Raw genomic sequence first — 26184 nt, forward strand, 5'->3', positions numbered from 1 at the left:
GCCCTGGCTAACCCATCAGGATTTAAGTCATCGGCACTTAAGTTAAAAGCAAATAGCCCCAAAAGACTGTGAGACAACTGAGTGAGAATCTCAGGACAGAATCTCAGACAGAACACGAATAATGTCTATCAGAGTCAGGTCTAGAAGCTAAAAGAGCAGGGTATAAACTCAGGTTTGAAATCAGACAATTGGATACTGGATCACTATGAATAACCATTTTACATTTACGATTAACAGCATTTGTCTTGATGAAAATTATCATCCGTCAGATAAGACGCGTATCACCACCAATTTTGCTAATTTGGCCAGAGGTAGTCATCGCCAAGCGAATTTACGTAATGCGTTAAAGATGATTGATAATAGTTTTAATGCCTTAGCGCATTGGGATAACCCTAAGGCTGATCGTTATACTGTCGAACTCGAAATCATCTCCGTTCATATGGATGTTGATGGTAGTGGCCAAACTTTCCCATCGATTGAAATTTTAAAAACTAATATTGTTGATAGTAAAACCAATAAGCGCATTGAAGGCATTGTCGGCAATAACTTTTCTTCTTATGTCCGTGATTATGACTTTAGTGTCTTGCTGGCAGAGCATAATAAGGGCCAAGCCAAATTTAGTATTCCAGATAATTTTGGTGAACTGCACGGCAAGCTTTTTCAGTACTTTGTTAATTCAGATGCTTATAAACAGAACTTTAATAAGCCACCGGTTATCTGTCTCAGTGTGTCGGACAACAAAACCTACCATAGAACTGAAAATCAGCATCCTGTATTAGGGGCTGAATACCAACCAAATGAGTCGTCTCTAACTGAGCAATATTTCCAAAAAATGGGCTTGCAGGTACGCTATTTTATGCCACCAAATAGCGTGGCGCCATTAGCCTTCTATTTTTTTGGTGACTTACTCAATGATTACACTCACCTTGAGTTGATAAGCACCATCAGCACTATGGGCACCTTTCAAAAAATCTATCGTCCTGAGATTTATAATGCCAATGCTGCTGCCGGAAAATGCTATCAACCTAATTTGAAAAACCTGGATCATTCGCTCACTCAAATTGTTTATGACCGAGCAGAACGTAGCCAGTTAGCGAATGAGCAAGGTAAATTTGCTGCGGAGCATTTTATCAAGCCATACCAAACGGTGCTTGAGCAATGGTCAGCTAATCATTTGTAATCGCTCAGCTTAATCGCATCGTTTAACTGCTCTGTTTACGGTGCCATTTAATCGCTTGATTAGATTGTTATATTCAATCATTACGTTAAAAGCTAATCCCAATTTACGGTATCAATATTATGACTAAATCAGTTAACAAAACACTTAGCAAAACACTGTTACCGACTTCAACTGCTGGCAGTTTGCCTAAACCTTTATGGCTTGCAGAGCCTCAAACACTCTGGTCGCCTTGGAAATTACAAGGCGAAGAGTTAGTTGCCGGTAAACACGATGCACTGCGTTTGTCATTACAAGATCAACAGCAAGCAGGCATTTATATTGTTAGTGATGGCGAGCAAACGCGGCAACATTTTGTCACTACCTTTATTGAGCATCTCAATGGCGTTGATTTTTCCAAACGTAAAACCGTAAAAATTCGTGACCGCTATGATGCGAGCGTACCCACGGTTGTTGGCCCAGTGAGTCGCCAAAAGTCTGTTTTTGTTGAAGATGCCAAATTTTTACGTCAGCAAACCACGCAACCAATTAAATGGGCGCTACCTGGTCCTATGACCATGATAGATACGCTTTATGATGACCATTATAAAAGTCGCGAAAAGCTCGCGTGGGAATTTGCCAAAATTCTGAATGAGGAAGCTAAAGAATTAGAAGCGGCGGGTGTTGATATTATTCAATTTGATGAACCTGCTTTTAATGTGTTTTTTGATGAGGTCAATGATTGGGGCATAGCGTGTTTAGAGAGAGCGATTGAAGGGCTTAAATGCGAAACTGCGGTACACATTTGTTATGGTTATGGCATTAAAGCCAATACCGATTGGAAAAAAACCTTAGGCTCAGAATGGCGCCAATATGAAGAGGCTTTTCCTAAACTGCAAAAATCGAATATTGATATTATCTCGCTAGAATGTCATAACTCCCATGTGCCAATGGAGCTACTTGAGCTCATTCGCGGTAAAAAAGTCATGGTCGGCGCGATTGATGTTGCCACAGACACGATTGAAACCGCAGAGGAAGTCGCTGACACGCTGCGAAAAGCCCTTAAATTTGTTGATGCCGACAAACTCTATCCTTGCACTAACTGCGGCATGACGCCTTTATCCCATCACGTCGCAAGAGGTAAACTCAATGCCTTAAGTGCAGGCGCTGAGATAGTAAGAAAAGAACTCTTGGCACTAAAATAAGACGCGTTAAGTGCTGCTGTATGTTTTACCGCAGCATGAGTCCAGCTTTGTTGAAGGGATATCGACGTTGGTGTTAAAAAAACGGGATTGGCATTTTGATACCAATCCCGTTGTTCATTTCTAAACTCTTACATTTAGTGCTTAGGCTTAGTCGTTTGCCTTAGCGCTTATTCACCAAGTTCTGGTGTGCGCGCTGGGATCATGCGTTTACTGCCAGTTGCTTCAAATGCGGCTGCAAACTTAAGCAGGTTATTGTCATCATAAGCACGGCCTGCGAAAGTTAAACCGACTGGCATGCCAATATCAGCCATCACGCCCATAGGCACTGTCACCGTTGGTACACCTAAGTGACGAATCGCTAGGTTGCCATTAGCGACCCAAATACCGTTGCTCCACGCAATATCAGCAGAAGCAGGATTAATGTGTGCATCTGCAGGGCCAACATCTGCCATGGTTGGAAACAGCACAGCATCGAGTTTGAGTGCATCCATCCAGTCTTCGAGATCTAGTTTGCGGGTTTTCTCTAAGCCACGCAGACCATCGGGTATGCTGTCAATCTGATCATAGGACTTAAGGCCTCGTTTGGCCATGTTGACGTACTCATCCATACCAGCAGCGAGATCGCCTTCACGGTTTGGCAAGGTGCCTAAGTCATGCGGGAAAATCAAATGTCCCACCACATCTTCAAGCTTGTTGAGTTTAGGGTCATTATTGGCACGCAAGAATTCATCAAACGCCCAGCCGGAGAGTTCCCACAGCTCATCATTGAGGAACTCAGGCGTGACTATGCCGCGATTAAACACGGTTGGCGTACCTGGTCGGTCACCTTCGCAATTTGATACCAGCGGAAAATCAACTTCAATGACTTCAGCTCCCGCAGCTTCTAGCGCTTGGCGCGCCGCTTCCCAGAGGTCGATTACTGATGAGCGCGTATTGATGCGCTGACCAGTCGGGCCACCGATACCGGGGTTTTCGCTGGTGCCTGCCAATTCATCCTTATTGATGTACATGCGCGGCACACCAAAACGCTTACCTTTAAGCGTGTCGGTTTGAGCGGCAAGGGAGAGATAAGATGCTGGACGAACAGCTGATGCTTTGGGGATCTCAACCCAAGGTTGCAGACGCCATAGGTCGCCACGGGTGATAGGGTCATCCGCCACAATAACGTCAAGCACTTCGAGCATGTCTGCCATAGTACGAGTGTAAGGCACCACCACATCCATGGTCGGTGTTAACGGCCAGTTGCCACGTACCGAAATCACGCCGCGTGACGGGGTATAGGCGCACAGCCCATTGTTTGATGCCGGCCCACGCCCGCTCGACCATGTTTCTTCGGCAAGGCCGAAAGCTGAATAACTGGCAGCGGTACCTGTTCCTGCGCCGTTAGAAGATCCCGAGGCAAAAGGTGCAGTAAGATACTCAGCATTGTATGGACTTTCGGCGCGGCCGTAATGACCGCGCTGCATGCCGCCATTGGCCATTGGTGGCATGTTGGTTTTACCTAAACAGATAGCGCCCGCAGCGCGTAGGCGCTCGACGGCAAAGGCATCGTATTGGGCAACTAAATTCTTAAACGCAGGGCTACCAGAGGCCGCAGTCAGCCCCTTAACCAGATAGCTATCCTTGGCGGTGTAAGGAATGCCATCAAGTGGGCTAAGTAGTTCACCACGCGCTCGGCGTGCATCGGAAGCTTCTGCTTCTTTTAACGCATCGGGATTGCGCACTACCAGCGCATTGAGCTTAGTCTGTGTCGCAGGGCCATCATAAGCCTCAACCCGCGCAAGGTACGATTGCACCAATTCAACCGCAGTAGTGCGGCCCGATTCAAGTGCCGCCCGCAGCTCGGCAATAGAAACTTCTGTTACTTCAAACATTTTACTGCCTCCCGCTGAAAACCAATGGTGTTGCAACAACAGTGACATCAATCGTCATTCTGTGCTCCTTGAGATTACTTTCCAGAGGGGATCTGCTGGGTAATACAATGGATGTTGCCGCCACCTAATAAAATCTCGCGGGCAGGCACACCGACAATCTCATACTCAGGAAAAATTTCTTGCAGTTTTTGGGCGGCGATATCGTCGGTTGCAGGATCCAGTAGCGGGAAAACGATACGATTATTGGTGATTAAAAAGTTCACATAAGAACCCGCTAAACGTTCACCCGCTGTGCGTGGTACGCCAGTGCCTTCTGCTACGCCTTGTGATTCTTCTTCGGTACAATACAGAGGACCCGGTTGTGGCAATAGATGGATTTTTAACTTACGACCCTGTGCATCCACGGTGTTTTGCAACACATTGAGTGCAGCTTTTGAGCGAGGATACTGGGGATCGGTTTGATCATCTGTCCAGTGTAAAACCACTTCGCCTGGGCGAGCAAAACAGCACATATTGTCAATATGTCCGTCGGTTTCATCCATGTAGACGCCTTCTTCCAACCAGATAAACTGCTTAACATTTAAATAATCACGCAGTAATGCTTCAATCTGTTCTTTGGTTAGATCTGGGTTTCGGTTGGCGTTGAGTAAGCACTCAGCACTTGTCATACAGGTGCCTTCACCATCGACATGAATGGATCCCCCTTCAAGGATCAACGGTGCGCTGTAACGGGCAAAACTATGCTGCTTAAGCATCTGCTCTGCGACTTGCTCATCCTTGTCCCATGGCGAGTACAAACCACCGTTATCACCACCCCAAGCATTAAAGCCCCAGTCAACACCACGGCATTCGCCTGTGGCATTCACCACTATGGTCGGTCCGGTATCGCGAGCCCAGCAATCGTTGCTATTCATTTCGACTAAAGTGACGTGAGCAGGCATAACCGTTTTTGCCTCTGCCAAAAACGCCTTGGGTGCGCCCATATAAACAGGTGTCGCCGCACCAATGGCATCGGCCACCTTAGCAAAGGTTGCCTGAGCATAAGCCCCAGCTGCGCGCCAGTTGTCGGGGCGATATGGCCAAATCATCCACACCGCTTGCTGCGCCGCCCATTCTGCGGGCATGTGGAAACCATCTTGAGATGGCTTAGTTACTAACTGCGTGGCATTCACTGTCACGTTTGTCATGAGTTTTGTCTCCAGTAATGCTGAAAAACTATCAGGGTGCGTCCTACCTAGGACGACAGAATAGAAATACACCTAACATCAATCAAATGAATAAATTGAATAACCGCATTCATTATGTAAAGAGTTAGGTCGACATTGCCACGTATGCACTTGGTGAGTTGTAGCTTCGTTGACATATTGCTGTATATCTTATCATTTAAGACGGCTTGCGCTAAAGACTTGTATGCAGGGCATGGATGAGAATTTGTAGGGCAAGTTTATTGCTTATTTAGATGAGTGCCATCACGACATGGGGTAAATACGCTTTAGTTAAAATAAGTCACTCAGAGCTGATCTTTGGATCAAAATAGCGCTTTTATGTTACCTAACTTATCATTAGCCCTTTATTTTAGTGTTCAGCTAAAGCTGCTGAGGCGTATTCTGGTTGTTTTTCTCAATATTCGCCCGTTGCAGTATTTATCTTTAAAGGATATCAGCATGACTTCCCATACTGCGCCATCAACCTCATTTTCGACTACCGAACCTTTTACTACCAAGCTTTCAACAACGGATGTTGAGCCGTTACTGAAAATGATGGAAACATTGCGCGACCCACAAACAGGTTGTCCGTGGGATAAGGCGCAAACCTTCCAAACGATAGTGCCCTTTACCTTAGAGGAAACCTATGAGGTCGCCGACACCATAGAGCGTTTAGCGTGGGATGAGTTACCCGATGAGCTAGGGGATTTATTATTTCAAATCGTATTCTATTGTCAGCTAGGTAAAGAGCAGGGGCTGTTCGATTTTGCCACTGTGATAGAGAAAATCAGCGACAAGCTCACTCGCCGTCATCCCCATGTATTTGGTGATAAAAATTTACAAATAGGCGATAGTGCCCAAACGATGAAAGCCAATTGGGAGGCGATTAAAGTCCTTGAACGTGAACAAAAGGCGCTACAAGCGGCTGATGGAGCTAAAACGGATATCATTGTTTCTGCATTAGACAATATTCCCCGCAGCCAACCTGCATTGTCTCGCGCCATCAAAATTCAGCAAAGAGTCGCGCGAGTCGGATTTGATTGGGCTGAGCTTGAGCCTGTGGTCGCTAAAATCCACGAAGAAATCGATGAAGTGTTGCATGAAGTCAATCAACCCGAGCAAGACCAAGCAAAAGTGCAGTCCGAAATGGGCGATTTATTATTTGCTGTGGTGAATTTAGCTCGTCACCTTAAGGTCGACCCAGAGCAAGCATTACGTCAAGCCAACCTTAAATTTGAACTCCGTTTTCGTGGTGTTGAACAGTTGGCGAGTGACAGCGGTAAAAGCATGCAAGAGCACACATTAATGGAGCTAGATACCTATTGGGACCAAGTAAAAGCAACTGAGCCAAGATAAACGGCAAATTATCCCGATTGGTGTTTGTCGAATCGACTCGTCTTTGGTATACTACTGCCCCGTCCTAGTGCTTTCTTACAAGCACGTATTTTCAAACTCATTTTCTCAGGTTCAGCATGACTACAAGGTATATCTTCGTTACTGGTGGCGTGGTTTCATCACTAGGTAAAGGCATTGCAGCAGCGTCATTAGCGGCAATTTTAGAGGCCCGCGGTCTCAATGTAACCATCATGAAACTGGACCCTTACATTAACGTTGATCCGGGTACCATGAGCCCAACCCAACATGGCGAAGTATTTGTTGCTGAAGACGGTGCAGAAACAGATCTCGACTTGGGTCACTACGAGCGTTTCATCCGTACTAAGATGAATCGTCGTAACAACTTCACTACCGGTCGTATTTACGAAGAAGTATTGCGTAAAGAACGTCGTGGCGATTATTTGGGCGCAACCATTCAGGTTATCCCACACATCACTAATGCGATTAAAGAAAAAGTATTAGCAGGTGGCGAAGGCCATGATGTAGCTATCGTCGAAATCGGTGGCACTGTGGGTGATATCGAATCCTTGCCATTCCTTGAGGCTATTCGTCAGCTTGGTGTTGAGCTGGGTCGCGATCGTACTCTATTCATGCATTTAACCTTAGTGCCTTTCTTAGGTGCTGCTGGCGAAGTGAAAACTAAGCCAACGCAACATTCTGTGAAAGAACTGCGTTCAATCGGTATTGCCCCAGACGTGTTAGTTTGTCGTGGCGACCGAGCGGTACCAGCTAATGAAAAAGCCAAGATTTCGCTATTCTGTAACGTTGAAGAACGTGCGGTTATTTCATTAAAAGATGTTGATAGTATTTATAAAATCCCAGCCTTGTTACGTTCACAAGGTTTAGATGATTTAGTGGTTAAGCGTTTCGGTTTAGAATGCCGTGAAGCCGACTTGTCTGAGTGGGAAAATGTTATTTATCAAGAAGCTAATCCAAACGGCGAAGTCGTGATTGGTATGGTGGGTAAATACATTGAACTGCCAGATGCCTATAAGTCAGTCAACGAAGCATTAAAACATGCGGGCCTTAAAAACCGTGTGTCTGTGACGATTAAGTACATTGATTCACAAACCGTAGAAGCCAAAGGCGATGAAGTTTTACAAGGCTTAGACGGTATCTTAGTACCAGGCGGTTTTGGTGAGCGTGGTGTTGAAGGTAAGATACTTGCGGCAAAATTTGCCCGTGAAAACAAGTTACCTTATTTTGGTATTTGTTTAGGTATGCAAGTGGCTCTAATTGAATTTGCGCGTAATGTTGCTGGCATGGCCGATGCACATTCAACTGAATTTAATAAAGAAACACCATTCCCTGTGGTCGGTTTGATTACTGAATGGATTGACGAAGAAGGTAACCTAGAGCAACGTCATGAGACGTCTGACTTAGGTGGCACTATGCGTTTAGGCGCTCAGTTGTGTCATTTACTTGATGGTTCTAAAGCCGCGCAAGCCTATAAAAGCAATAGCTGCGTAGAACGTCATCGTCACCGTTATGAAGTGAACAACAAATATAGAGAACGTTTAGAGCAAGCTGGCATGATTTTCAGTGGCTTGTCTTCTGATCGTAAACTGGTGGAAATGATCGAATTAAAAGATCATCCATGGTTTGTTGCGGGTCAATTCCACCCTGAGTTCACCTCAACTCCGCGCGATGGTCATCCATTGTTCGAAGGGTTTATTGCTGCGGCAAGTGTGCATCAAAAACGTGATTTAAAATAAGAATATTTGAGGCCGGACCCGCGACAGTGGGGCCGGCCTTTTGCTACACTCATCTGCTCATTAACGATAAAACTTAATACCTCTGGGTATAACTCTGTGTATCAACGTCATCCGTATTGAAAGTAAGTTACAAATAGTATGTTGATGATTCAGTGCTATGTGGGAGATTTATTCCTATAGGTATTAATTTTTTCTTTTATTTTTAAACTTAAATCGAGGGTATTATGGCTAAGATTATTAATGTGATTGGTCGCGAGATTATGGATTCTCGTGGTAACCCAACTGTTGAAGCTGAAGTGCATTTAGAAGGCGGCTTTGTTGGTATGGCAGCAGCGCCTTCTGGCGCATCAACCGGTAGCCGCGAAGCGTTAGAATTACGTGATGGCGATAAAAGCCGTTATTTAGGTAAAGGCGTATTAACCGCCGTTGCTAACGTAAATGGCCCAATCCGTGCTGCATTACTGGGTAAAGATGCTACAGCTCAAGCCGAGCTTGATCAAATCATGATTGATTTAGATGGCACAGAAAACAAAGACAAGTTAGGCGCAAACGCGATTTTAGCTGTGTCTTTAGCGGCGGCAAAAGCGGCTGCAGCATTTAAAGGTATTCCTTTGTATGCCCACATCGCAGAATTAAACGGTACACCAGGCCAGTATTCAATGCCTGTGCCTATGATGAACATCTTAAACGGTGGCGAGCACGCTGATAACAACGTTGATATCCAAGAGTTCATGGTACAACCTGTTGGCGCAAAAACCTTCCGTGAAGCACTGCGCATGGGTTCTGAAATTTTTCACACACTGAAAAAAGTATTACACGACAAAGGTCTAAGCACTTCTGTTGGTGACGAAGGTGGTTTTGCACCTAACCTAGCGTCAAATGCTGATGCGTTAGCCATTATCAAAGAAGCGGTTGAATTAGCTGGCTACAAGTTAGGAACCGATGTGACATTAGCGCTTGATTGCGCCGCATCTGAATTCTATAAAGACGGCAAATACGATTTAGCGGGCGAGGGTAAGGTATTTGACTCGAACGGTTTCTCTGATTTCTTAAAATCATTGGCAGACCAATACCCAATTGTTTCTATTGAAGATGGTTTAGATGAATCAGATTGGGATGGTTGGGCTTATCAAACTCAAATTATGGGCGATAAGCTGCAATTAGTGGGCGATGATTTATTCGTCACTAACACTAAAATCTTAACCCGTGGTATTGAAAACGGTATTGCTAACTCAATCCTCATCAAGTTCAACCAAATCGGTTCACTGACTGAAACCTTAGCCGCTATTCGTATGGCGAAAGATGCAGGTTATACCGTGGTTATTTCACACCGTAGTGGTGAAACTGAAGATTCAACTATTGCTGATTTAGCTGTAGGTACTGCAGCAGGTCAAATCAAAACCGGTTCACTGTGCCGTTCTGATCGCGTGGCTAAATACAACCAATTGCTGCGTATCGAAGAGCAATTAGGTGAAAAAGCCCCATACCGTGGTTTGAAAGAGATCAAAGGTCAGGCGTAATTTAACGTTTGATTTAAAAAGGCCACCACTTGGTGGCCTTTTTTGTTGTACTATCTGCAGTATATTTTTTTAATCCAAGATACTGACGCTAATTCCTCCATGAAATTTTTTGTCATTGCACTCATAGTGCTACTCGCTTTACTGCAATTTCGACTTTGGACGGGAAACAATAGCCTGCCCGAATACTTCGTCCTGGAAAAGCAAATTGCCGCCCAGCAGGATGGTAACGCCAAGCTTAATGAGCGTAACCAAGTGCTAAAGGAAGAGATTATCGACTTGAAAAGCGGCACTGAAGCTATTGAAGAACGTGCGCGCAACGAACTCGGTATGGTGAAAGAAGGTGAAACCTTTTATCGCGTCGTGGGTGGCGATCGCTCAGTATCGAATCCATCTCAGTAATATGGAGTTAGGATGACAGCGTTAGAATGTGTGGAGCATGGATTAATTACCTCAGCTAATCTTGAAAACCAATCTGAACCCGCTATTCAAATTGAGCATGTGACTCAGGCTGTGGTGGCCATTGTTCCTGCGGCGGGTATTGGCAGCCGTATGGGCGCTGATAGGCCTAAACAATACCTTGAAGTTTGTGGCCAGAGCATTCTTGCTCATACCTTAGATAGACTGCTTTCCCACCCGCAAATTTCTCAAGTGATTGTGGCTTTACATCCTGATGATGATATTTTCGACTCCTTGCCTCAGGCTATCCATCCTAAGTTAATCAAAGTATTAGGGGGAGGAGAGCGCGCTGATTCTGTATTGGCGGCCTTGCAGCTTGCACCGCAAAACAGTTGGGCCTTAGTGCATGATGCAGCAAGGCCGTGTTTAACTGCAGCTGATATTGATAAGTTACTCGCATCCCGAAGGCAATTCCCCCAAGGTGCTATTTTAGCTATGCCAGTACGAGATACGATGAAGCGTGCGAATCAGCTGGGTGAAATAGGCACGACAGTATGTCGTGATGATTTATGGCATGCACTGACGCCGCAGTTGTTTCCGACAGGGCAACTAAAAGGTTATCTCAATGCTGCTATGGCCGCCGGCGCGGTCGTGACAGATGAAGCATCGGCAATGGAATGGGCAGGAATATCACCTGGGCTCGTTTCTGGCCGTGCCGACAATATTAAAGTGACTCACCCTGATGATTTTGGGTTAGCTGAACTATTTTTAATGCGCGCGTTATCGTCGCGGTAAACAAAACTAAACAATAAATTAGGAGCAATAAATGAAAATCCGTATTGGTCATGGTTTCGATGTTCATAAGTTTGGCGCGGCACAACCCCTTATTCTCTGTGGTGTTAACGTGCCCTATGAGACAGGCCTAATGGCGCATTCCGATGGTGACGTAGTGCTGCATGCTATTTCTGATGCGATTCTAGGCGCATTAGCATTGGGTGACATTGGTAAACATTTTCCTGACACAGATGCTGCCTATAAAGGTGCTGATAGCCGTGTATTGCTACGTCATTGCTATGCTTTAGCCCAAGCGAAAGGGTTTGAATTAGGTAATCTCGATGTCACTATTATCGCCCAAGCTCCTAAAATGGCGCCACACATTGAAGCAATGCGGAAAGTATTAGTTACTGATTTAACAGCAAAACTTGACGATATTAATGTCAAGGCGACCACAACTGAACAGCTAGGATTTACCGGACGTAAAGAAGGTATAGCGGTAGAAGCCGTGGTACTGATGGTCCGTAAACACGATTAACTTGAGAGTAAAAGAGTCCCATGAGCGAATTACATTATCTGTATGGCAAACCTTTAGGTACAGCAGATCTAAGAACCCAAAATAGCGATTTTATCGTGAAAGAGATTTTACCTTTTAGCCCAACGGGTGAAGGTGAACATCATATGCTGCATGTACGTAAAGAGGGTTTTAATACAGTACAAGTGGCTGAAATGATCGCTAAGTTCGCTAAAGTGCATCCCAAAGAAGTCACTTACGCGGGGCAAAAAGACAAAAATGCCATCACAGAACAATGGTTTGGTGTACGTATTCCGGGTAAAGAAACGCCGCTTTGGAATGATCTCAATAGCGAGCGTTTAACCATTTTATCAAGCAGTCGTCACAGTAAAAAACTGCGTATTGGCGCTTTGCTGGGTAACCGCTTTATTTTAACGCTGCGAAATGTCACCCACGTTGAAGACATTATTAGTCGTATCGAAAAAGTCGCTCAGATTGGAGTACCTAATTATTTTGGTGAGCAGCGGTTTGGTCATGATGGCAAAAACTTAGTCTTTGGCCGCCAAATGATGGCGGGTAAGAAAGTTAAAGATAGAAATAAACGCAGCATGTATTTGTCTGCCGTGCGCTCAAATCTATTTAATACCGTTGTGTCATACCGTTTAGCCAACCATGGCACTAAGCCTCTCGCGGGTGATTGTGTGATGTTAGCGGGGAGTAAAAGCTTTTTCGTGACGCCAGAGTGGGATTTGGTCGTATTAAAACGCCTTATTGAAAAAGACATTCAATTATCTGCACCGTTATGGGGCCGTGGCATGATGCTGCCTCAAGGCGAAGCTGCTGCAGTAGAAACCTTAGCTTTGACTGAACTGGCTGACGATTGTTATGGTCTTGAACATGCAGGATTAGAGCAGGAGCGCCGGCCATTACTCCTTGAGCCACAAGCGCTTAAGTATGAGCAAACCGCTGAGGGCTTAGTGCTGGAGTTTGTATTGCCTGCTGGCAGTTTCGCGACCTCGTTATTGAGAGAATTAGTCAATTATCAAGATGTGAAAGAGCAGCAATGGCAAGCGACACTGGTGCAGGAGCCCGTATCTGAGACAACAACTGTCAACATAGCAGCTAATACAACTGCAACTAAGATTGAAAATACTGAAGCTGCATCTAGCATTGAAGCCAAATTATGATCCGTATCCTTGTAAGCAACGATGATGGAATTAATGCGCCGGGCATCAAAGCACTATCTGAGGCGATGGCTGAAATTGCCACAGTGTTAACCGTGGGGCCCGATCGTAATTGTTCTGGGGCAAGTAACTCATTAACCTTGACTAATCCATTAAGAATTAATAGGTTAGATAATGGTTACATTTCAGTCCACGGTACACCGACCGATTGCGTTCATTTAGCAATTCGTGAATTGTATGACGGCGAGCCCGACATGGTGGTTTCAGGCATCAATGCGGGCGCGAACATGGGTGATGATACCTTATATTCTGGGACGGTAGCTGCTGCGATGGAAGGGCGTTTTTTAGGTTTCCCTGCGGTTGCGATTTCGCTTGATGGTCGAAAATTTGAACATTATCAGACTGCGGCTGTATATGCGCGGCGGATAGTGCAAGGATTACTCGCTCAACCTTTGGCAAAGGATCAGATTTTAAATGTGAATGTACCAGATTTACCTCTTGATCAAATTAAAGGCATAAGAGTGACTCGCCTTGGCGCTCGAGATAAGGCTGAAGGTGTTGTACGAACCCAAGATCCTGCCGGACGAGAGATATTTTGGCTTGGCCCACCAGGACCAGAGCAGGATGCAAGTGAAGGCACTGATTTTCATGCCATCGCCAATGGTTACGTTTCTATTACACCTTTGACGGTAGATTTGACCGCTTATGGACAATTATCGGCATTGCAAAATTGGGTAGATAAAATATGACTCGAGTTGCCTTAACATCGGCGGTGAATTTAGCTAAAAAGCTTCATGATGCGGGTATTCGCAATCAAGCCGTGTTAAAGGCGATATCGTGTACGCCACGGGAAATGTTTCTCGACAATGCCTTAGCCCACAAAGCCTATGAAAATACTGCTTTGCCTATTGGCCAAGGCCAAACTATTTCACAGCCTTACATAGTGGCTCGCATGACTGAGCTCCTATTACATAAGATGCCACAGCGGGTCTTAGAGGTCGGTACGGGATCGGGCTATCAGGCGGCAATTTTAGCGCAGTTAGTCCCGCAACTGTGTACCGTTGAGCGGATAAAAGGGCTACAAATTCAAGCTCGGCAGCGCTTAAAACGCTTAGATTTACATAATGTATCGTTTAAATATGGTGATGGTTGGCTAGGCTGGTCTAATCGTGGTCCATTCGATGCCATTATGGTGACTGCGGCAGCGGCGACCATCCCAGAGGCTTTATTGTCGCAACTCACCGAAGGTGGAGTGTTAGTTTTACCTGTGGGAGAGGATACCCAGCAATTGATGAGAATAACTCGAACTGCAGACCGCTTTAGTTCTGAAGTTATTGAAACGGTAAAATTTGTGCCGCTGATTAATGGGGAGCTAGCTTAATGGCATTATGCCCCTGTCCTGTATAAATATCTTTGTGGTCGCACTTTTCTCATCATAAACAGTAATGCAACCCGACCAAGGAGTTTTTATTGTTCAATGCAGGTTTACTCCTAAACCTATGTTTTATATTTCTGCTTGTAGGCTGTAGCTTTCAGGCCAGCCGGCCTGCACCTGTCGAAAATGCCTCTCACAGTTATGCTAAAAATGGCAGAGGCCACATTAAATCGAATTCATATAAGGTTAAAAAAGGTGACACGCTTTACTCTATTTCTTGGGCGGCAGGAAAAGATTTCTCTGAAATAGCCAAATTAAACCAATTAGATAACGCTTATACAATCTATCCCGGACAGGTGTTATCTCTCACAACGGCTAAGAACAGCGTTAAATCAAAACCACCCACTATAGATGGCAGAACCACGACGCCTAAGAGTCGAGCTGGAGGTAAAGCCATTGAAAATCAGTCTGTTAAATCAGTTTCAAAAACTGATATCCAGTTAAAGCAAGAACAAAAAATAACACTTGATCAGAAAGTAAAGCCTGCGTACTCTGTAACAAGTTCAAAACAAAGTGTTAACGATATTCGGGTCGCACCTACTTCAACACTGCCAACGAGCGTGAGTCGGTGGGAGTGGCCAGTAAAAGGAGCGTTAATCGGAACTTACTCTGCCAATGAGCAGGGAAATAAAGGAATTAAGATTGCAGGAAATCGGGGAGATATCATCAAAGCTGCTGCAGATGGGCGGGTGGTATATGCGGGAAATGCTCTTAGGGGTTACGGTAATTTGGTCATTATTAAGCATAGTGACGATTACTTGAGCGCTTATGCTCATACGGATACGATCTTAGTCAAAGAGAAACAACATGTCCTCGCTGGGCAAACTGTTGCGAAAATGGGTAATACGGGTGCGAATCGGGTAATGTTACATTTTGAAATTCGTTACCATGGAAAATCTGTAAACCCACTTACTTATTTACCTAAACAATGATGGTTTAGGGCCTTGTTGGCAAATGGAGGATATAAAATTGTAATTATTCAGCTAGTTAATTAGGTTTGGGAGATTTAATTATGAGTCGCACAAATAGCACTGCCGCAGAAGCACTAGTCGATTTTTCCATTGAAACCGTAGACATTGATCTTGAAAAAGACGTCAACCCTGATTTAGTCCAAGAATTAGGTATAGAACAACAAGTCCAAGAAGACCTTCAAAAAAATCTTGATGCCACTCAACTTTATTTAGGTGAGATCGGTTTTTCCCCATTGCTTAGCGCAGAAGAAGAAGTTTACTTTTCCCGTAAAGCCTTAAAAGGCTGTGCCAAATCCCGTAATCGCATGATTGAAAGTAATTTACGTCTGGTCGTTAAGATTGCACGCCGTTACAACAATCGTGGTTTAGCTCTGCTTGATCTTATTGAAGAAGGCAATTTAGGCTTAATTCGCGCCGTCGAGAAGTTTGATCCCGAAAGAGGTTTCCGTTTTTCAACCTATGCGACTTGGTGGATTAGACAAACCATTGAACGTGCAATTATGAACCAAACTCGCACTATTCGTTTGCCCATCCATGTTGTTAAAGAGTTGAACGTGTACTTGCGTACAGCCCGCGAGTTAGCGCAAAAACTCGATCACGAGCCTACAGCAGAAGAAATCGCTGAAAAATTACAGGTTTCTAGTTCAGATGTTAGTCGTATGCTTAAATTGAATGAAAAAATTACCTCTGTGGATACCCCATTAGGCGGTGATAGCGAGAAGGCATTACTGGATATTTTAGCCGATGATGATAGTGTTGGTCCTGATTATAAAGTGCAAGATGAAGACATTTCTAACTCAATTGTTAAGTGGCTTAATGAGCTCAATACTAAACAAAGAGAAGTATTAGCTCGTCGTTTTGGTTTGTTAGGTTATGAACCTTCTACGCTTGAAGATGTGGGGGCTGAAATTGGGTTAACTCGTGAACGCGTACGCCAAATCCAAGTGGAAGCGCTAAAACGTCTACGTGACTTATTAGGATCGCAAGGCTTATCGGTTGAAGCTTTATTTCGAGACTAACGGTAGTTTTCTGCAGCTCTTTGGAGAGTGCCAGATAATCCCATTAGTGTTTGATGCGGGAGATAAAGTAAAACGCCCACATTGTGGGCGTTATTGTTTTCATTATTTTTTAGATATTTATTCTAAACAGATTCAATAAAAACCGTTATATCAACTCGCTCAATCCACTCATTCAATCAAATCAGTTAGCTCAAACGTTTCAGTTCATAGAGTAAATCAAGTGCCTGTTTTGGAGTTAGATTATCTGGGTTAATACTGCTTAACTTCGTTAACGCTGGGTTTTCAAGAGGCTCAGGTAATGCGAGTAAGCTTTGGATTGGCGTTTTTGTACCTTCTGATTGATGATCACGACTCTCTAATTGTTGTAACTTATGTTTAGCCGCTTTAATCACTTTACTGGGCACGCCAGCTAGTGCTGCAACTTGTAAACCGTAACTTTTACTGGCCGCGCCTTCCTGTACTGCATGCATAAAAGCAATGGTGTCTTCGTGCTCAATAGCATCAAGGTGCACATTATAAACACCGGCAATGAGTTCAGGTAACTGAGTAAGCTCAAAATAATGTGTTGCGAATAAGGTCATGGCTCCGACCTGCTGGGCTAAATATTCTGCTGCTGACCAAGCGAGCGATAAGCCATCATATGTCGATGTCCCGCGGCCAATTTCATCCATTAATACTAGGCTGCTAGCCGTGGCGTTGTGCAAAATATTAGCCGTTTCAGTCATTTCTACCATAAAGGTTGAGCGGCCAGATGCTAAATCATCTGATGCACCAATACGCGTAAATATGCGATCAATAGGGCCTATAAGGGCATATTCGGCAGGGACAAAACAGCCAATATGTGCCATAAGCGTAATCAAGGCCACTTGGCGCATGTACGTTGATTTACCACCCATATTAGGGCCCGTAACAATCAACATACGTCTTTGAGGGTGCAAGGTGACTGGGTTAGCGATAAAAGGCGTTTGGCTGACGCGCTCAACCACAGGGTGACGACCTGCATTAATTTTCACACCAATATCTAGGCTTAATTCAGGGCAGGTGTAGCCTAAAGTTTCTGCGCGCTCGGCAAAGTTACTTAACACATCAAGCTCAGCTGCTGCTCGTGCAAAAGCTTGTAATTCATGTAATTTTGGTAAGATTAGATCGAATAACTGTTCCCATAACTGTTTTTCGAGTGCCAGTGCTTTACCTTGGCTCGACAACACTTTTTCTTCGTATACCTTAAGTTCGGGCGTGATATAACGCTCCATATTTTTAAGAGTCTGGCGACGTTGGTAATCAAGCGGTACTTGTGCTGATTGTAGGCGGCTTACTTCAATGTAATAACCGTGTACGCGGTTATAACCTACTTTAAGTGTATTGATACCAGTACGTTCCTTCTCTCTGGCTTCGAGTTGTACTAAATAGTCACTCGCACCTTCACTTAGTGCCCGCCATTCATCTAATTCGCTGTTGTAACCTTCACGGATCACGCCGCCATCGCGGATGAGCATCGGCGGGTTATCTACTATTGCGCGCTCGAGTAGCATTTGTTGCTCAGGAAATTCGCCCAAGTATTGACATAATTTGACTGTATGTGGTGCGCTTAGTGTGCTTAAACTCTGTTGCAATTCAGGTAATAAACTCAGAGCTTGGCGCAAACGGGCAAAATCCCTTGGACGCGCGGTGCGCAGGGCAAGTCTTGCCATGATACGTTCGATATCACCAAGTGCTTTTAACTGTTCATGCAGGCTCACGTGAGCTGTGTTATCGAGCAGTTCTGTTATGGCCTGTTGGCGTGCGCGAATTTGATTTGGATCGCGCAGCGGTTGATGGATCCAGCGCTGCAACATGCGGCTGCCCATAGGCGTTGCCGTGTTATCCAAAACGGCGGCTAAGGTATTATCGCGACCACCAGCAAGATTTTGGGTGAGCTCTAAGTTACGACGAGTTGCGGCATCCAACACGATGCTATCGCTTTGATTAAAGCGAGTAATAGCATTGATATGGGGTAGTGCTGTGCGCTGGGTATCTTTGACATATTGCATCAAACAACCCGCCGCCTGTAAGGATAGACGTGCATCAGCGACCCCAAAACCATGCAAATCTTTCGTGCCAAACTGGTTCAGCAATAGTTTAAGGCTAGTGTCGTAATCAAACTCCCATTCTGGGCGACGGCGTTTACCTTTAAAACCGCTGAGCAACCCAAGTGCACTAAAATCTTCACTGTAGAGAATTTCTACTGGGTTTGTGCGTTGTAACTCAGCTTCTAATGATTCTATGGTATCAAGCTCGGCAATGACAAAACGTCCAGATGACACATCTAACGTCGCATAACCAAAGCCAATCTTACCTTGATAAACCGCCGCTAACAGGTTGTCTTGGCGTTCTTGCAGCAGTGCTTCGTCGGTTAATGTTCCTGGCGTGACGATACGTACTACTTTACGTTCAACCGGCCCTTTAGAGGTTGCCGGATCGCCAATTTGTTCGCATATGGCCACCGATTGGCCAATTTGAACTAATTTTGCAAGATAGCCTTCTACAGCATGGTAAGGGAGCCCAGCCATGGGAATTGGGTCGCCACCACTTTTACCCCGTGCCGTGAGTGAAATGCCCAATAGTTCAGACGCCCGTTTAGTATCATCATAAAATAACTCGTAAAAGTCACCCATTCGGTAGAACAGCAACATGTCGTGATGTTCTGCTTTCATCGCCAAGTATTGACGCATCATAGGGGTATGTTTTTCTAAATCATTGGTATCAATTGCATTCATTAAATCGTTATCGTCCGTTGTGACTGCCTAAAGGCGATATCAGTTTGCTAGTGTGATTCGGCGCTATACCCAGCAGGAGACTGCTTTGTAAATTTAACCTAAAAAATCACTCAAAATTAGTTATGCCAATCTTAGCAATAATTTATCTAAAATTGCGCTCTTAAGTATGTATATTCGGTAAAGTGATAGCTTATCTGATTTTATTTTTGCTAAAACCTTAGCCAGATTGAAAAATGTCCTAAGCTAAAAATAATTCAGTCACAGGTCTTGATACTGTATGATTGTACAGTATACTAAGCAGCAGAATTAAGGCAAAAAGCCCTGCTTTTTGAATTACCCGTTTTTAAATTGAATATCACTTTTGACAGCTTATGGCTTGTCTTAATGAGGGAACTGGAATGAAGGTCGATCCAAATAAAGAGAAAGCACTTGCTGCGGTATTGAGCCAGATTGAAAAACAATTTGGTAAAGGCTCCATCATGAAGCTGGGCGAAGATCGCTCAATGGATGTTGAGACCATTTCTACCGGTTCTCTGTCTCTGGACGTTGCTTTAGGTGCTGGTGGTTTGCCAATGGGGCGTATTGTTGAAATTTACGGCCCTGAATCATCAGGTAAAACGACATTAACCTTAGAAGTGATTGCCGCCGCGCAACGTCAAGGTAAAACCTGTGCGTTTATTGATGCTGAGCACGCTCTAGATCCTATTTATGCTAAAAAATTAGGCGTAGATATTGATAATTTACTTTGTTCACAACCTGATACGGGTGAGCAAGCACTGGAAATTTGTGATGCATTAACTCGTTCTGGCGCTGTTGATGTGATTGTTGTTGACTCAGTGGCGGCTCTAACACCTAAAGCTGAAATTGAAGGCGAAATTGGTGATTCTCATATGGGCTTAGCGGCGCGTATGATGAGCCAAGCAATGCGTAAGCTTGCGGGTAACTTAAAGCAATCTAATACGTTACTTATTTTTATCAACCAAATCCGTATGAAGATTGGTGTGATGTTTGGTAACCCAGAAACGACCACTGGCGGTAACGCACTGAAGTTCTATGCTTCTGTACGCTTAGATATTCGCCGTACTGGCGCGATCAAAGACGGCGATGAAGTTGTTGGTAACGAAACACGCGTTAAAGTCGTTAAAAACAAAATTGCTGCCCCCTTTAAGCAAGCCGAATTCCAAATTCTCTATGGCCAAGGTATTAACCGTACCGGCGAGTTAGTCGATTTAGGTGTAGCGCATAAATTGGTTGAGAAAGCGGGTGCTTGGTATAGCTATAAAGGCGAGAAAATTGGTCAAGGCCGTGCCAATGCAGGACGTTTCTTAACTGAAAACCCGGCAATTGCTGCTGAGATTGATACGACATTACGTGAATTGTTGCTTAGCAAAGGTGGCATACCTGCTACTGATAACACATCACCTAGCGATGATAATGTTGATTTAGAGACAGGCGAAGTATTCTGAGCCAGTCTGCCCGTCAAATCGCGGTCGCGCTGTTAGCGCGCCGCGATTATTCCCGTCTACAAATCCGCGACAAACTGCTCGAAAAGGGATTCGAACTTAACGATATCGAACCTGTGCTCGATGCTTGTGAATCCTCCGGTTTTATCAATGACAATCGTTATGCCGAGCTATTAGTGCGTAGCCACATTAGTCGAGGCCACGGTACAATTCGAATCCGCCAAGCTATGGCACAGAAAGGCCTGTCTAAAGATTGCATTGAAGTGGCAATAACGAATAGTGATTGTGATTGGTTTGAGCTTGCAAAAGACAAAGCGATAAAAAAATACGGTATTCCACGCGTCACAGAGGTTAAGGGCTCAACGGCTCGCGATCTTATTGCCAAAGAGAAAGCAAAACGGGTACGTTTTTTAATGGGCCAAGGTTTTAGCTATGATCAAATTAGTTATGCGTTAGCTGTAGATCCTAATGATCTTGACGAGAATGATTAATAGCCCAGTTTAAAAAATAACGGTACAAAATAGCAGTATAAAAAGCTCATCCTCAAATATTCACATTTTTAGACTTTCTTACCTCATCCCGTTGTATATCTATTCGCTTAAATATTGCCGTTATTACTCAAATGACAGAGTCTGCGATTAGCATTTTGGGGATGTTTTACTTCTCGCCACTCTATCCTAATTGCTGGCATTTACTCGCAGATAAAGTATTGCGTGCTGCATTGGCGATGGTTTACTTTGCCCGTTAGTTTTGTAAATGGCCGTAATCTAGATATATAGCGTGGATCCCATTTGTGCAGGGCGATTAATAACCTTAACTAGAGTGTGTTAAATAGTGGGTTAAATTCCCGTTAAATCGGTACTTTTGAGCCAGTTTGGCGAGATATATCCCTAATCAACACTGGTCGTCCCTTCTCAGTCTGCTTATAATGCTGGGCAAATAGAAATACGGCTAGCCTAAGGCGTAGCTGGTAATGCTTACCCAATTCAGGACGATTTCATGTATCAAACTACAGCAGAGCTAAGAAGCGCTTTCCTCGAATTTTTCCGCAGCAATGGCCATCAAGTTGTGGACAGCAGTTCATTAGTGCCAAGCAACGATCCGACACTTTTATTTACCAATGCGGGCATGAACCAATTTAAGGACGTGTTTCTTGGCATGGACAAACGCAATTATACGCGTGCGACCACTGCTCAACGTTGTGTACGCGCGGGTGGTAAGCATAACGATTTAGATAACGTAGGCTACACCGCACGTCATCACACCTTTTTTGAAATGCTGGGTAACTTCAGTTTTGGTGATTATTTTAAAGAAGAAGCGATTCGTTTTGGCTGGACGTTTTTGACCGAAACACTAAAGCTGCCGAAAGAACGTCTGTGCGTTACTATTTATCAAACAGATGATGAAGCCTTTGAAATCTGGAATAAAAAGATTGGTGTTGCTGCCGAGAACATTATCCGTATCGGCGATAACAAAGGCGCAGCTTATGCGTCAGATAACTTCTGGCAAATGGGTGATACTGGCCCTTGCGGTCCATGTTCTGAAATTTTTTATGACCATGGTGACCATATTTGGGGTGGCCGTCCTGGCAGTCCTGAAGAAGATGGCGATCGTTTCATCGAAATCTGGAACATCGTTTTCATGCAGTACAACCGCCAAGCATCTGGTGAGATGCTGCCTTTACCTAAGCCATCAGTTGATACTGGCATGGGAATTGAGCGTATTGCCGCGATTATGCAAGGCGTTCATTCTAACTACGAAATAGATATTTTCCGTACTCTGATCGCTAAAACGGCAGAAATCATCGGCGTCAGCGATTTATCTGAAAAGTCGCTACGAGTGATTGCCGATCATATTCGTTCATGTGCCTTTTTAATTGCTGATGGCGTTATGCCATCGAACGAAGGCCGTGGCTATGTACTGCGCCGCATTATTCGCCGCGCTGTTCGCCACGGCAACAAGTTAGGCGCGACCGAAGCATTCTTCTACAAGCTAGTGCCATCTTTAATCGCGGTGATGGGTGATGCTGCAAAAGGGCTAGCTGAAACTCAAGCCATTGTTGAAAAAGCATTAAAAGCAGAGGAAGAGCAGTTTGCTCGTACGCTTGAGCGTGGTTTAGGTATTTTAGATACCGCCTTAAACGAGTTAAAAGGTACAACGTTAGATGGCGAAACCGTATTTAAGTTGTATGACACCTATGGTTTCCCAATGGATTTAACCGCCGACGTATGTCGTGAACGTAACATCATTGTCGATGAAGCCGGTTTTGAAGTCGCTATGGCAGAGCAACGTAGCCGCGCACAAGCTGCCGGTAACTTTGGTGCAGATTATAACGCGGCGCTGAAAATTGATGCGCAAACTGAGTTTTGTGGTTACACCGAATTAACCGGCCAAGCTAAAGTGACAGCGATTTATCAAAACGGTGAGTCAGTGCCGGCTATCAAGGCGGGTGACGAAGCAGTTGTGGTACTCGATGTGACACCATTCTACGCTGAATCTGGCGGACAAGTGGGCGATAAGGGCCAATTGGTTGCTAACGGTATTGAGTTTACGGTTAACGACACGCAAAAATACGGTCAAGCCACGGGTCATCAAGGTATTTTATCTACGGGCAGCTTAAGCGTTGGCCAAGTGGTCGAAGCTAAAGTCGACAAAAATCTGCGTCACCGCACTCAACTCAATCATTCAGTTACCCATTTGCTACATGCTGCGCTGCGCCAAGTGCTTGGTACACACGTCACGCAAAAAGGTTCTTTGGTGGACCCTGAGCGTTTACGTTTTGACTTCTCTCATTTTGAAGGCGTTAAAGCTGCTGAATTAAAACAGGTCGAAGAATTAGTTAATACTCAAATTCGCCGTAACCATAAGCTGAAAACTGCTGAAATGGGCATCGACGAAGCCAAAGAAAAAGGTGCTATGGCACTCTTTGGTGAGAAATATGACTCGCAAGTGCGTGTTGTGACTATGGGGGATTTCTCCATCGAATTGTGCGGTGGTACCCATGTTGGCCGCACTGGTGATATCGGCTTGTTCAAGATTACCTCAGAAGCGGGTATTGCTGCGGGTGTGCGTCGTATCGAAGCCGTTACCGGTGCAGCAGCAATAGCTTATGTCGCGCAGCAGCAAGCGCAGCTTGAAGAAGCGGCTGCCTTATTAAAGGGTGATGCTAGCTCTGTGGTGGCTAAGTTAAAAGCTCAGCTCGATAAGATGAAGCAACTTGAAAAAGAAATGGCGCAGCTGAAAGATAAGTTAGCGGCAGCGGCGAGTGCTGACTTAGTCGGTGATGCTGTAGTGATCAATGGCGTTAACGTACTCATTAAAAAGTTAGATGGCGTTGAAGCAAGCTCGTTACGCGGTTTGCAAGATGAATTAAAGCAGAAATTGAAGTCGGCCATTATCGTTCTTGGCACTGCGCAGGAAGGTAAAGTAAACCTGATTGCTGGCGTGAGTAATGATCTAATCAACAAAGTGAAAGCTGGTGAGTTGGTTGCTATGGTCGCTGCACAAGTCGGTGGTAAAGGCGGCGGTCGTCCTGATATGGCTCAAGCGGGCGGTAGCCAACCAGAAAATCTGGATGCGGCATTGGCTCAAGTATTACCTTGGATTACTGAGCGTCTAGCTTAAGAGGTTGCTGTGCCCCAAAAACGAAAGCTTAGTGGTAGCAAGCTTTTTGTGAAAAAGTTTGGTGGCACTTCGGTGGGTTCTATTGAACGTATCGAAGCGGTCGCTGAGCAAATTACAAAGTCAGCTCACAGTGGCGAACAACAAGTATTAGTCTTATCTGCTATGGCAGGAGAGACCAATCGCCTGTTTGCCCTCGCTGCACAAATTAATCCACGCGCCAGTGCGCGCGAATTAGATATGTTAGTGTCAACCGGTGAGCAAGTGAGTATTGCCCTGATGTCGATGGCGCTGCAGCGCCGCGGTATTAAGGCTAAATCTTTGACCGGCGATCAAGTGCAAATTCATACTAATAGCCAATTTGGACGCGCCAGCATTGAGCGAGTCGATACTGAGTATCTGCAATCTCTGCTTGATGAGGGTGTGGTGCCAATCGTCGCTGGGTTCCAAGGGATAGATCCTCACGGTGATGTTACAACATTAGGGCGTGGCGGTTCAGATACCACAGCCGTTGCATTAGCGGCCGCTTTAGGCGCCGATGAGTGTCAAATCTTTACCGATGTTGCTGGGGTATTTACCACTGATCCTAATATCGATAGCAGTGCCCGCCGCCTCGATGTGATTGGGTTTGATGTCATGCTTGAAATGGCCAGACTTGGTGCTAAAGTGCTGCATCCCGATTCGGTTGAATACGCTGAACGTTTTCGGGTGCCACTGCGGGTTTTATCAAGCTTTGAAGCTGGGCAGGGCACGTTAATTCAATTTGGCGATGAGTCAGAATTAAGTATGGCCTCGTTAGTCCAAGGCATTGCAGTGAATAAAGCATTGGCGACACTGACGATAGAAGGATTATTTACTACAAGTGAGCGCTATCAAGCCTTATTAGGGTGCTTAACTCGGTTAGAAATCGATGTAGAGTTTATTACTCCATTACGTATACATGAAGACTCACCCTCCGATCGAGTAAGTTTTATGCTCGCTGAAGCAAAGGTGGAGACTTTGCTTAATGAACTTGAAGGATTAAGCGAAAGCCTTGCTCTTGGACCATTGATTATTGAACGGCAACGTGCAAAAGTATCTTTAGTTGGCAAAGGTTTACAGGCAAAAATAGGATTGTTAACTAAGATGCTAGAAGTCTTGGGTAATGAAACTATTCATGCTAAGTTACTCTCGATGTCAGAGAGTAAATTGTCAACCGTTATCGATGAAAGGGACTTACAGAAGGCGGTAAGAGCGTTACATCACGCTTTCGAGCTAAATAAGGTCTAATTAAATAACCGTTTGCGTATTGAATACTATTAATTTGTACTAAGCTGACCTTATAATAAGCCCATCTACCGGATGAGTGCCGTGTGTAAGCTGAATTAAGAAATAAAGGAGCTATCGAATGCTGATTTTGACTCGTCGTGTTGGCGAAACATTGATGATTGGTGATGAAGTCACCGTTACAGTGCTAGGTGTAAAAGGCAATCAAGTGCGTATCGGTGTTAACGCACCTAAAGAGGTTTCAGTTCATCGTGAAGAAATCTACCAACGCATCCAATCTGAAAAGTCAGGTACACCGTCGGAAGATGGAAACTTTTAATACTTTGTTTAGGCAAGAGTATAGCGGTAACAGAAGAGTCAGTTTTTTAGCTGGCTTTTTTATTTTTAAGTTTAAAAGATTGGCGCAAATCAATACATTGGCTTGATATAACAGCAATGTGATTAAAAACAGTTCAAATGGAATCTGTTTCAGAAAAAGGGTTTGACTTATTTTCGTCAAACAGTAATATGTGCGCCAAGAAAACGGAGAGGTGGCCGAGTGGCCGAAGGCGCTCCCCTGCTAAGGGAGTATGGGCTTTAACTCCCATCGAGGGTTCGAATCCCTCCTTCTCCGCCATTTCTTACCGATAGAAAATAATGCGCGTGTAGCTCAGCTGGATAGAGTACCTGGCTACGAACCAGGCGGTCGGAGGTTCGACTCCTTCCACGCGCACCA

21 protein-coding genes and 2 tRNA genes are annotated in these 26184 nt (G+C 44.8%); 20 read left to right on the forward strand and 3 right to left on the reverse strand.

The features are described 5' to 3' along the window. The first annotated feature begins 205 nt into the window (after window positions 1-205). Window positions 206-1180 (forward strand): DUF1852 domain-containing protein, encoded by a 975-nt coding sequence (locus BW947_RS01160; RefSeq protein ID WP_076496491.1) that lies wholly within the window; start codon window positions 206-208, stop codon window positions 1178-1180. A 119-nt stretch (window positions 1181-1299) separates the two neighbouring features. Further along, window positions 1300-2361, forward strand: a complete 1062-nt coding sequence (locus BW947_RS01165) for a methionine synthase (protein WP_076496492.1) — start codon at window positions 1300-1302, stop codon at window positions 2359-2361. 167 nt (window positions 2362-2528) lie between these two features. Here the strand turns inward: BW947_RS01165 and BW947_RS01170 are convergent, their stop codons facing one another. Both BW947_RS01170 and aguA read right to left on the reverse strand, forming a co-directional pair. Continuing rightward, window positions 2529-4235, reverse strand: a complete 1707-nt coding sequence (locus BW947_RS01170; protein ID WP_076496726.1) for an amidase — start codon at window positions 4233-4235, stop codon at window positions 2529-2531. Between the two features lie 74 nt (window positions 4236-4309). Next, a complete protein-coding gene (gene aguA / locus BW947_RS01175) occupies window positions 4310-5422 on the reverse strand; it encodes an agmatine deiminase (RefSeq protein ID WP_076496493.1) in 1113 nt (370 codons plus the stop codon). Window positions 5423-5899: 477 nt separating this feature from the next. Between aguA and mazG the strand changes: the two genes are divergently transcribed. The 11 genes from mazG (at window position 5900) to rpoS (ending at window position 16363) form a co-directional block, all read left to right on the forward strand. Continuing rightward, entirely contained in the window at window positions 5900-6796 is an 897-nt protein-coding gene (gene mazG / locus BW947_RS01180; RefSeq protein WP_076496727.1) for a nucleoside triphosphate pyrophosphohydrolase, read from the forward strand. Window positions 6797-6912: 116 nt separating this feature from the next. After that, the gene (locus BW947_RS01185) at window positions 6913-8550 is read left to right on the forward strand and encodes a CTP synthase (RefSeq protein WP_076496494.1); all 1638 of its coding nucleotides are present in this window, start codon (window positions 6913-6915) and stop codon (window positions 8548-8550) included. Between the two features lie 224 nt (window positions 8551-8774). Beyond that, window positions 8775-10070, forward strand: a complete 1296-nt coding sequence (eno, locus tag BW947_RS01190) for a phosphopyruvate hydratase (protein WP_076496495.1) — start codon at window positions 8775-8777, stop codon at window positions 10068-10070. A gap of 99 nt (window positions 10071-10169) precedes the next feature. Then, complete coding sequence (gene ftsB / locus BW947_RS01195; protein ID WP_107884114.1) at window positions 10170-10469, forward strand: cell division protein FtsB; 300 nt, start codon at window positions 10170-10172, stop codon at window positions 10467-10469. A 12-nt stretch (window positions 10470-10481) separates the two neighbouring features. Then, a complete protein-coding gene (gene ispD, locus BW947_RS01200) occupies window positions 10482-11261 on the forward strand; it encodes a 2-C-methyl-D-erythritol 4-phosphate cytidylyltransferase (protein WP_076496497.1) in 780 nt (259 codons plus the stop codon). A 31-nt stretch (window positions 11262-11292) separates the two neighbouring features. Next, complete coding sequence (ispF, locus tag BW947_RS01205) at window positions 11293-11778, forward strand: 2-C-methyl-D-erythritol 2,4-cyclodiphosphate synthase (protein WP_076496498.1); 486 nt, start codon at window positions 11293-11295, stop codon at window positions 11776-11778. Window positions 11779-11798: 20 nt separating this feature from the next. Further along, window positions 11799-12941, forward strand: a complete 1143-nt coding sequence (truD, locus tag BW947_RS01210; protein WP_076496499.1) for a tRNA pseudouridine(13) synthase TruD — start codon at window positions 11799-11801, stop codon at window positions 12939-12941. After that, a complete protein-coding gene (gene surE, locus BW947_RS01215) occupies window positions 12938-13687 on the forward strand; it encodes a 5'/3'-nucleotidase SurE (RefSeq protein ID WP_076496500.1) in 750 nt (249 codons plus the stop codon). The genes truD and surE overlap by 4 nt, the downstream gene beginning before the upstream one ends. Then, a complete protein-coding gene (locus BW947_RS01220) occupies window positions 13684-14319 on the forward strand; it encodes a protein-L-isoaspartate(D-aspartate) O-methyltransferase (protein ID WP_076496501.1) in 636 nt (211 codons plus the stop codon). Before surE ends, BW947_RS01220 begins: the two co-directional genes overlap by 4 nt. A gap of 89 nt (window positions 14320-14408) precedes the next feature. Continuing rightward, window positions 14409-15305 (forward strand): peptidoglycan DD-metalloendopeptidase family protein, encoded by an 897-nt coding sequence (locus BW947_RS01225; protein WP_076496502.1) that lies wholly within the window; start codon window positions 14409-14411, stop codon window positions 15303-15305. 80 nt (window positions 15306-15385) lie between these two features. Further along, on the forward strand, window positions 15386-16363 hold the full coding sequence (gene rpoS, locus BW947_RS01230; protein ID WP_076496503.1) for an RNA polymerase sigma factor RpoS: 978 nt from the start codon (window positions 15386-15388) through the stop codon (window positions 16361-16363). Window positions 16364-16548: 185 nt separating this feature from the next. Here rpoS and mutS read toward each other — a convergent pair whose 3' ends face one another. Next, on the reverse strand, window positions 16549-19119 hold the full coding sequence (gene mutS, locus BW947_RS01235; RefSeq protein ID WP_076496504.1) for a DNA mismatch repair protein MutS: 2571 nt from the start codon (window positions 19117-19119) through the stop codon (window positions 16549-16551). A gap of 398 nt (window positions 19120-19517) precedes the next feature. Here mutS and recA point away from each other — a divergent pair, with 398 nt between their 5' ends. The 7 genes from recA to BW947_RS01270 all read left to right on the forward strand — a co-directional run bounded on the left by recA (window position 19518) and on the right by BW947_RS01270 (window position 26184). Continuing rightward, the gene (recA, locus tag BW947_RS01240) at window positions 19518-20585 is read left to right on the forward strand and encodes a recombinase RecA (protein WP_076496505.1); all 1068 of its coding nucleotides are present in this window, start codon (window positions 19518-19520) and stop codon (window positions 20583-20585) included. Window positions 20586-20602: 17 nt separating this feature from the next. Then, window positions 20603-21073, forward strand: a complete 471-nt coding sequence (locus BW947_RS01245; RefSeq protein WP_425272266.1) for a regulatory protein RecX — start codon at window positions 20603-20605, stop codon at window positions 21071-21073. Between the two features lie 508 nt (window positions 21074-21581). Continuing rightward, entirely contained in the window at window positions 21582-24206 is a 2625-nt protein-coding gene (gene alaS, locus BW947_RS01250; protein ID WP_076496507.1) for an alanine--tRNA ligase, read from the forward strand. Window positions 24207-24215: 9 nt separating this feature from the next. Beyond that, window positions 24216-25472, forward strand: a complete 1257-nt coding sequence (locus tag BW947_RS01255) for an aspartate kinase (RefSeq protein ID WP_076496508.1) — start codon at window positions 24216-24218, stop codon at window positions 25470-25472. Window positions 25473-25590: 118 nt separating this feature from the next. Further along, complete coding sequence (gene csrA, locus BW947_RS01260) at window positions 25591-25788, forward strand: carbon storage regulator CsrA (protein WP_076496509.1); 198 nt, start codon at window positions 25591-25593, stop codon at window positions 25786-25788. Window positions 25789-25993: 205 nt separating this feature from the next. Next, window positions 25994-26085, forward strand: a tRNA-Ser gene (locus BW947_RS01265). A gap of 22 nt (window positions 26086-26107) precedes the next feature. Beyond that, window positions 26108-26184, forward strand: a tRNA-Arg gene (locus BW947_RS01270).

The organism is Shewanella morhuae (assembly GCF_900156405.1).
GTDB classification, from domain to species: Bacteria; Pseudomonadota; Gammaproteobacteria; order Enterobacterales; family Shewanellaceae; genus Shewanella; species Shewanella morhuae.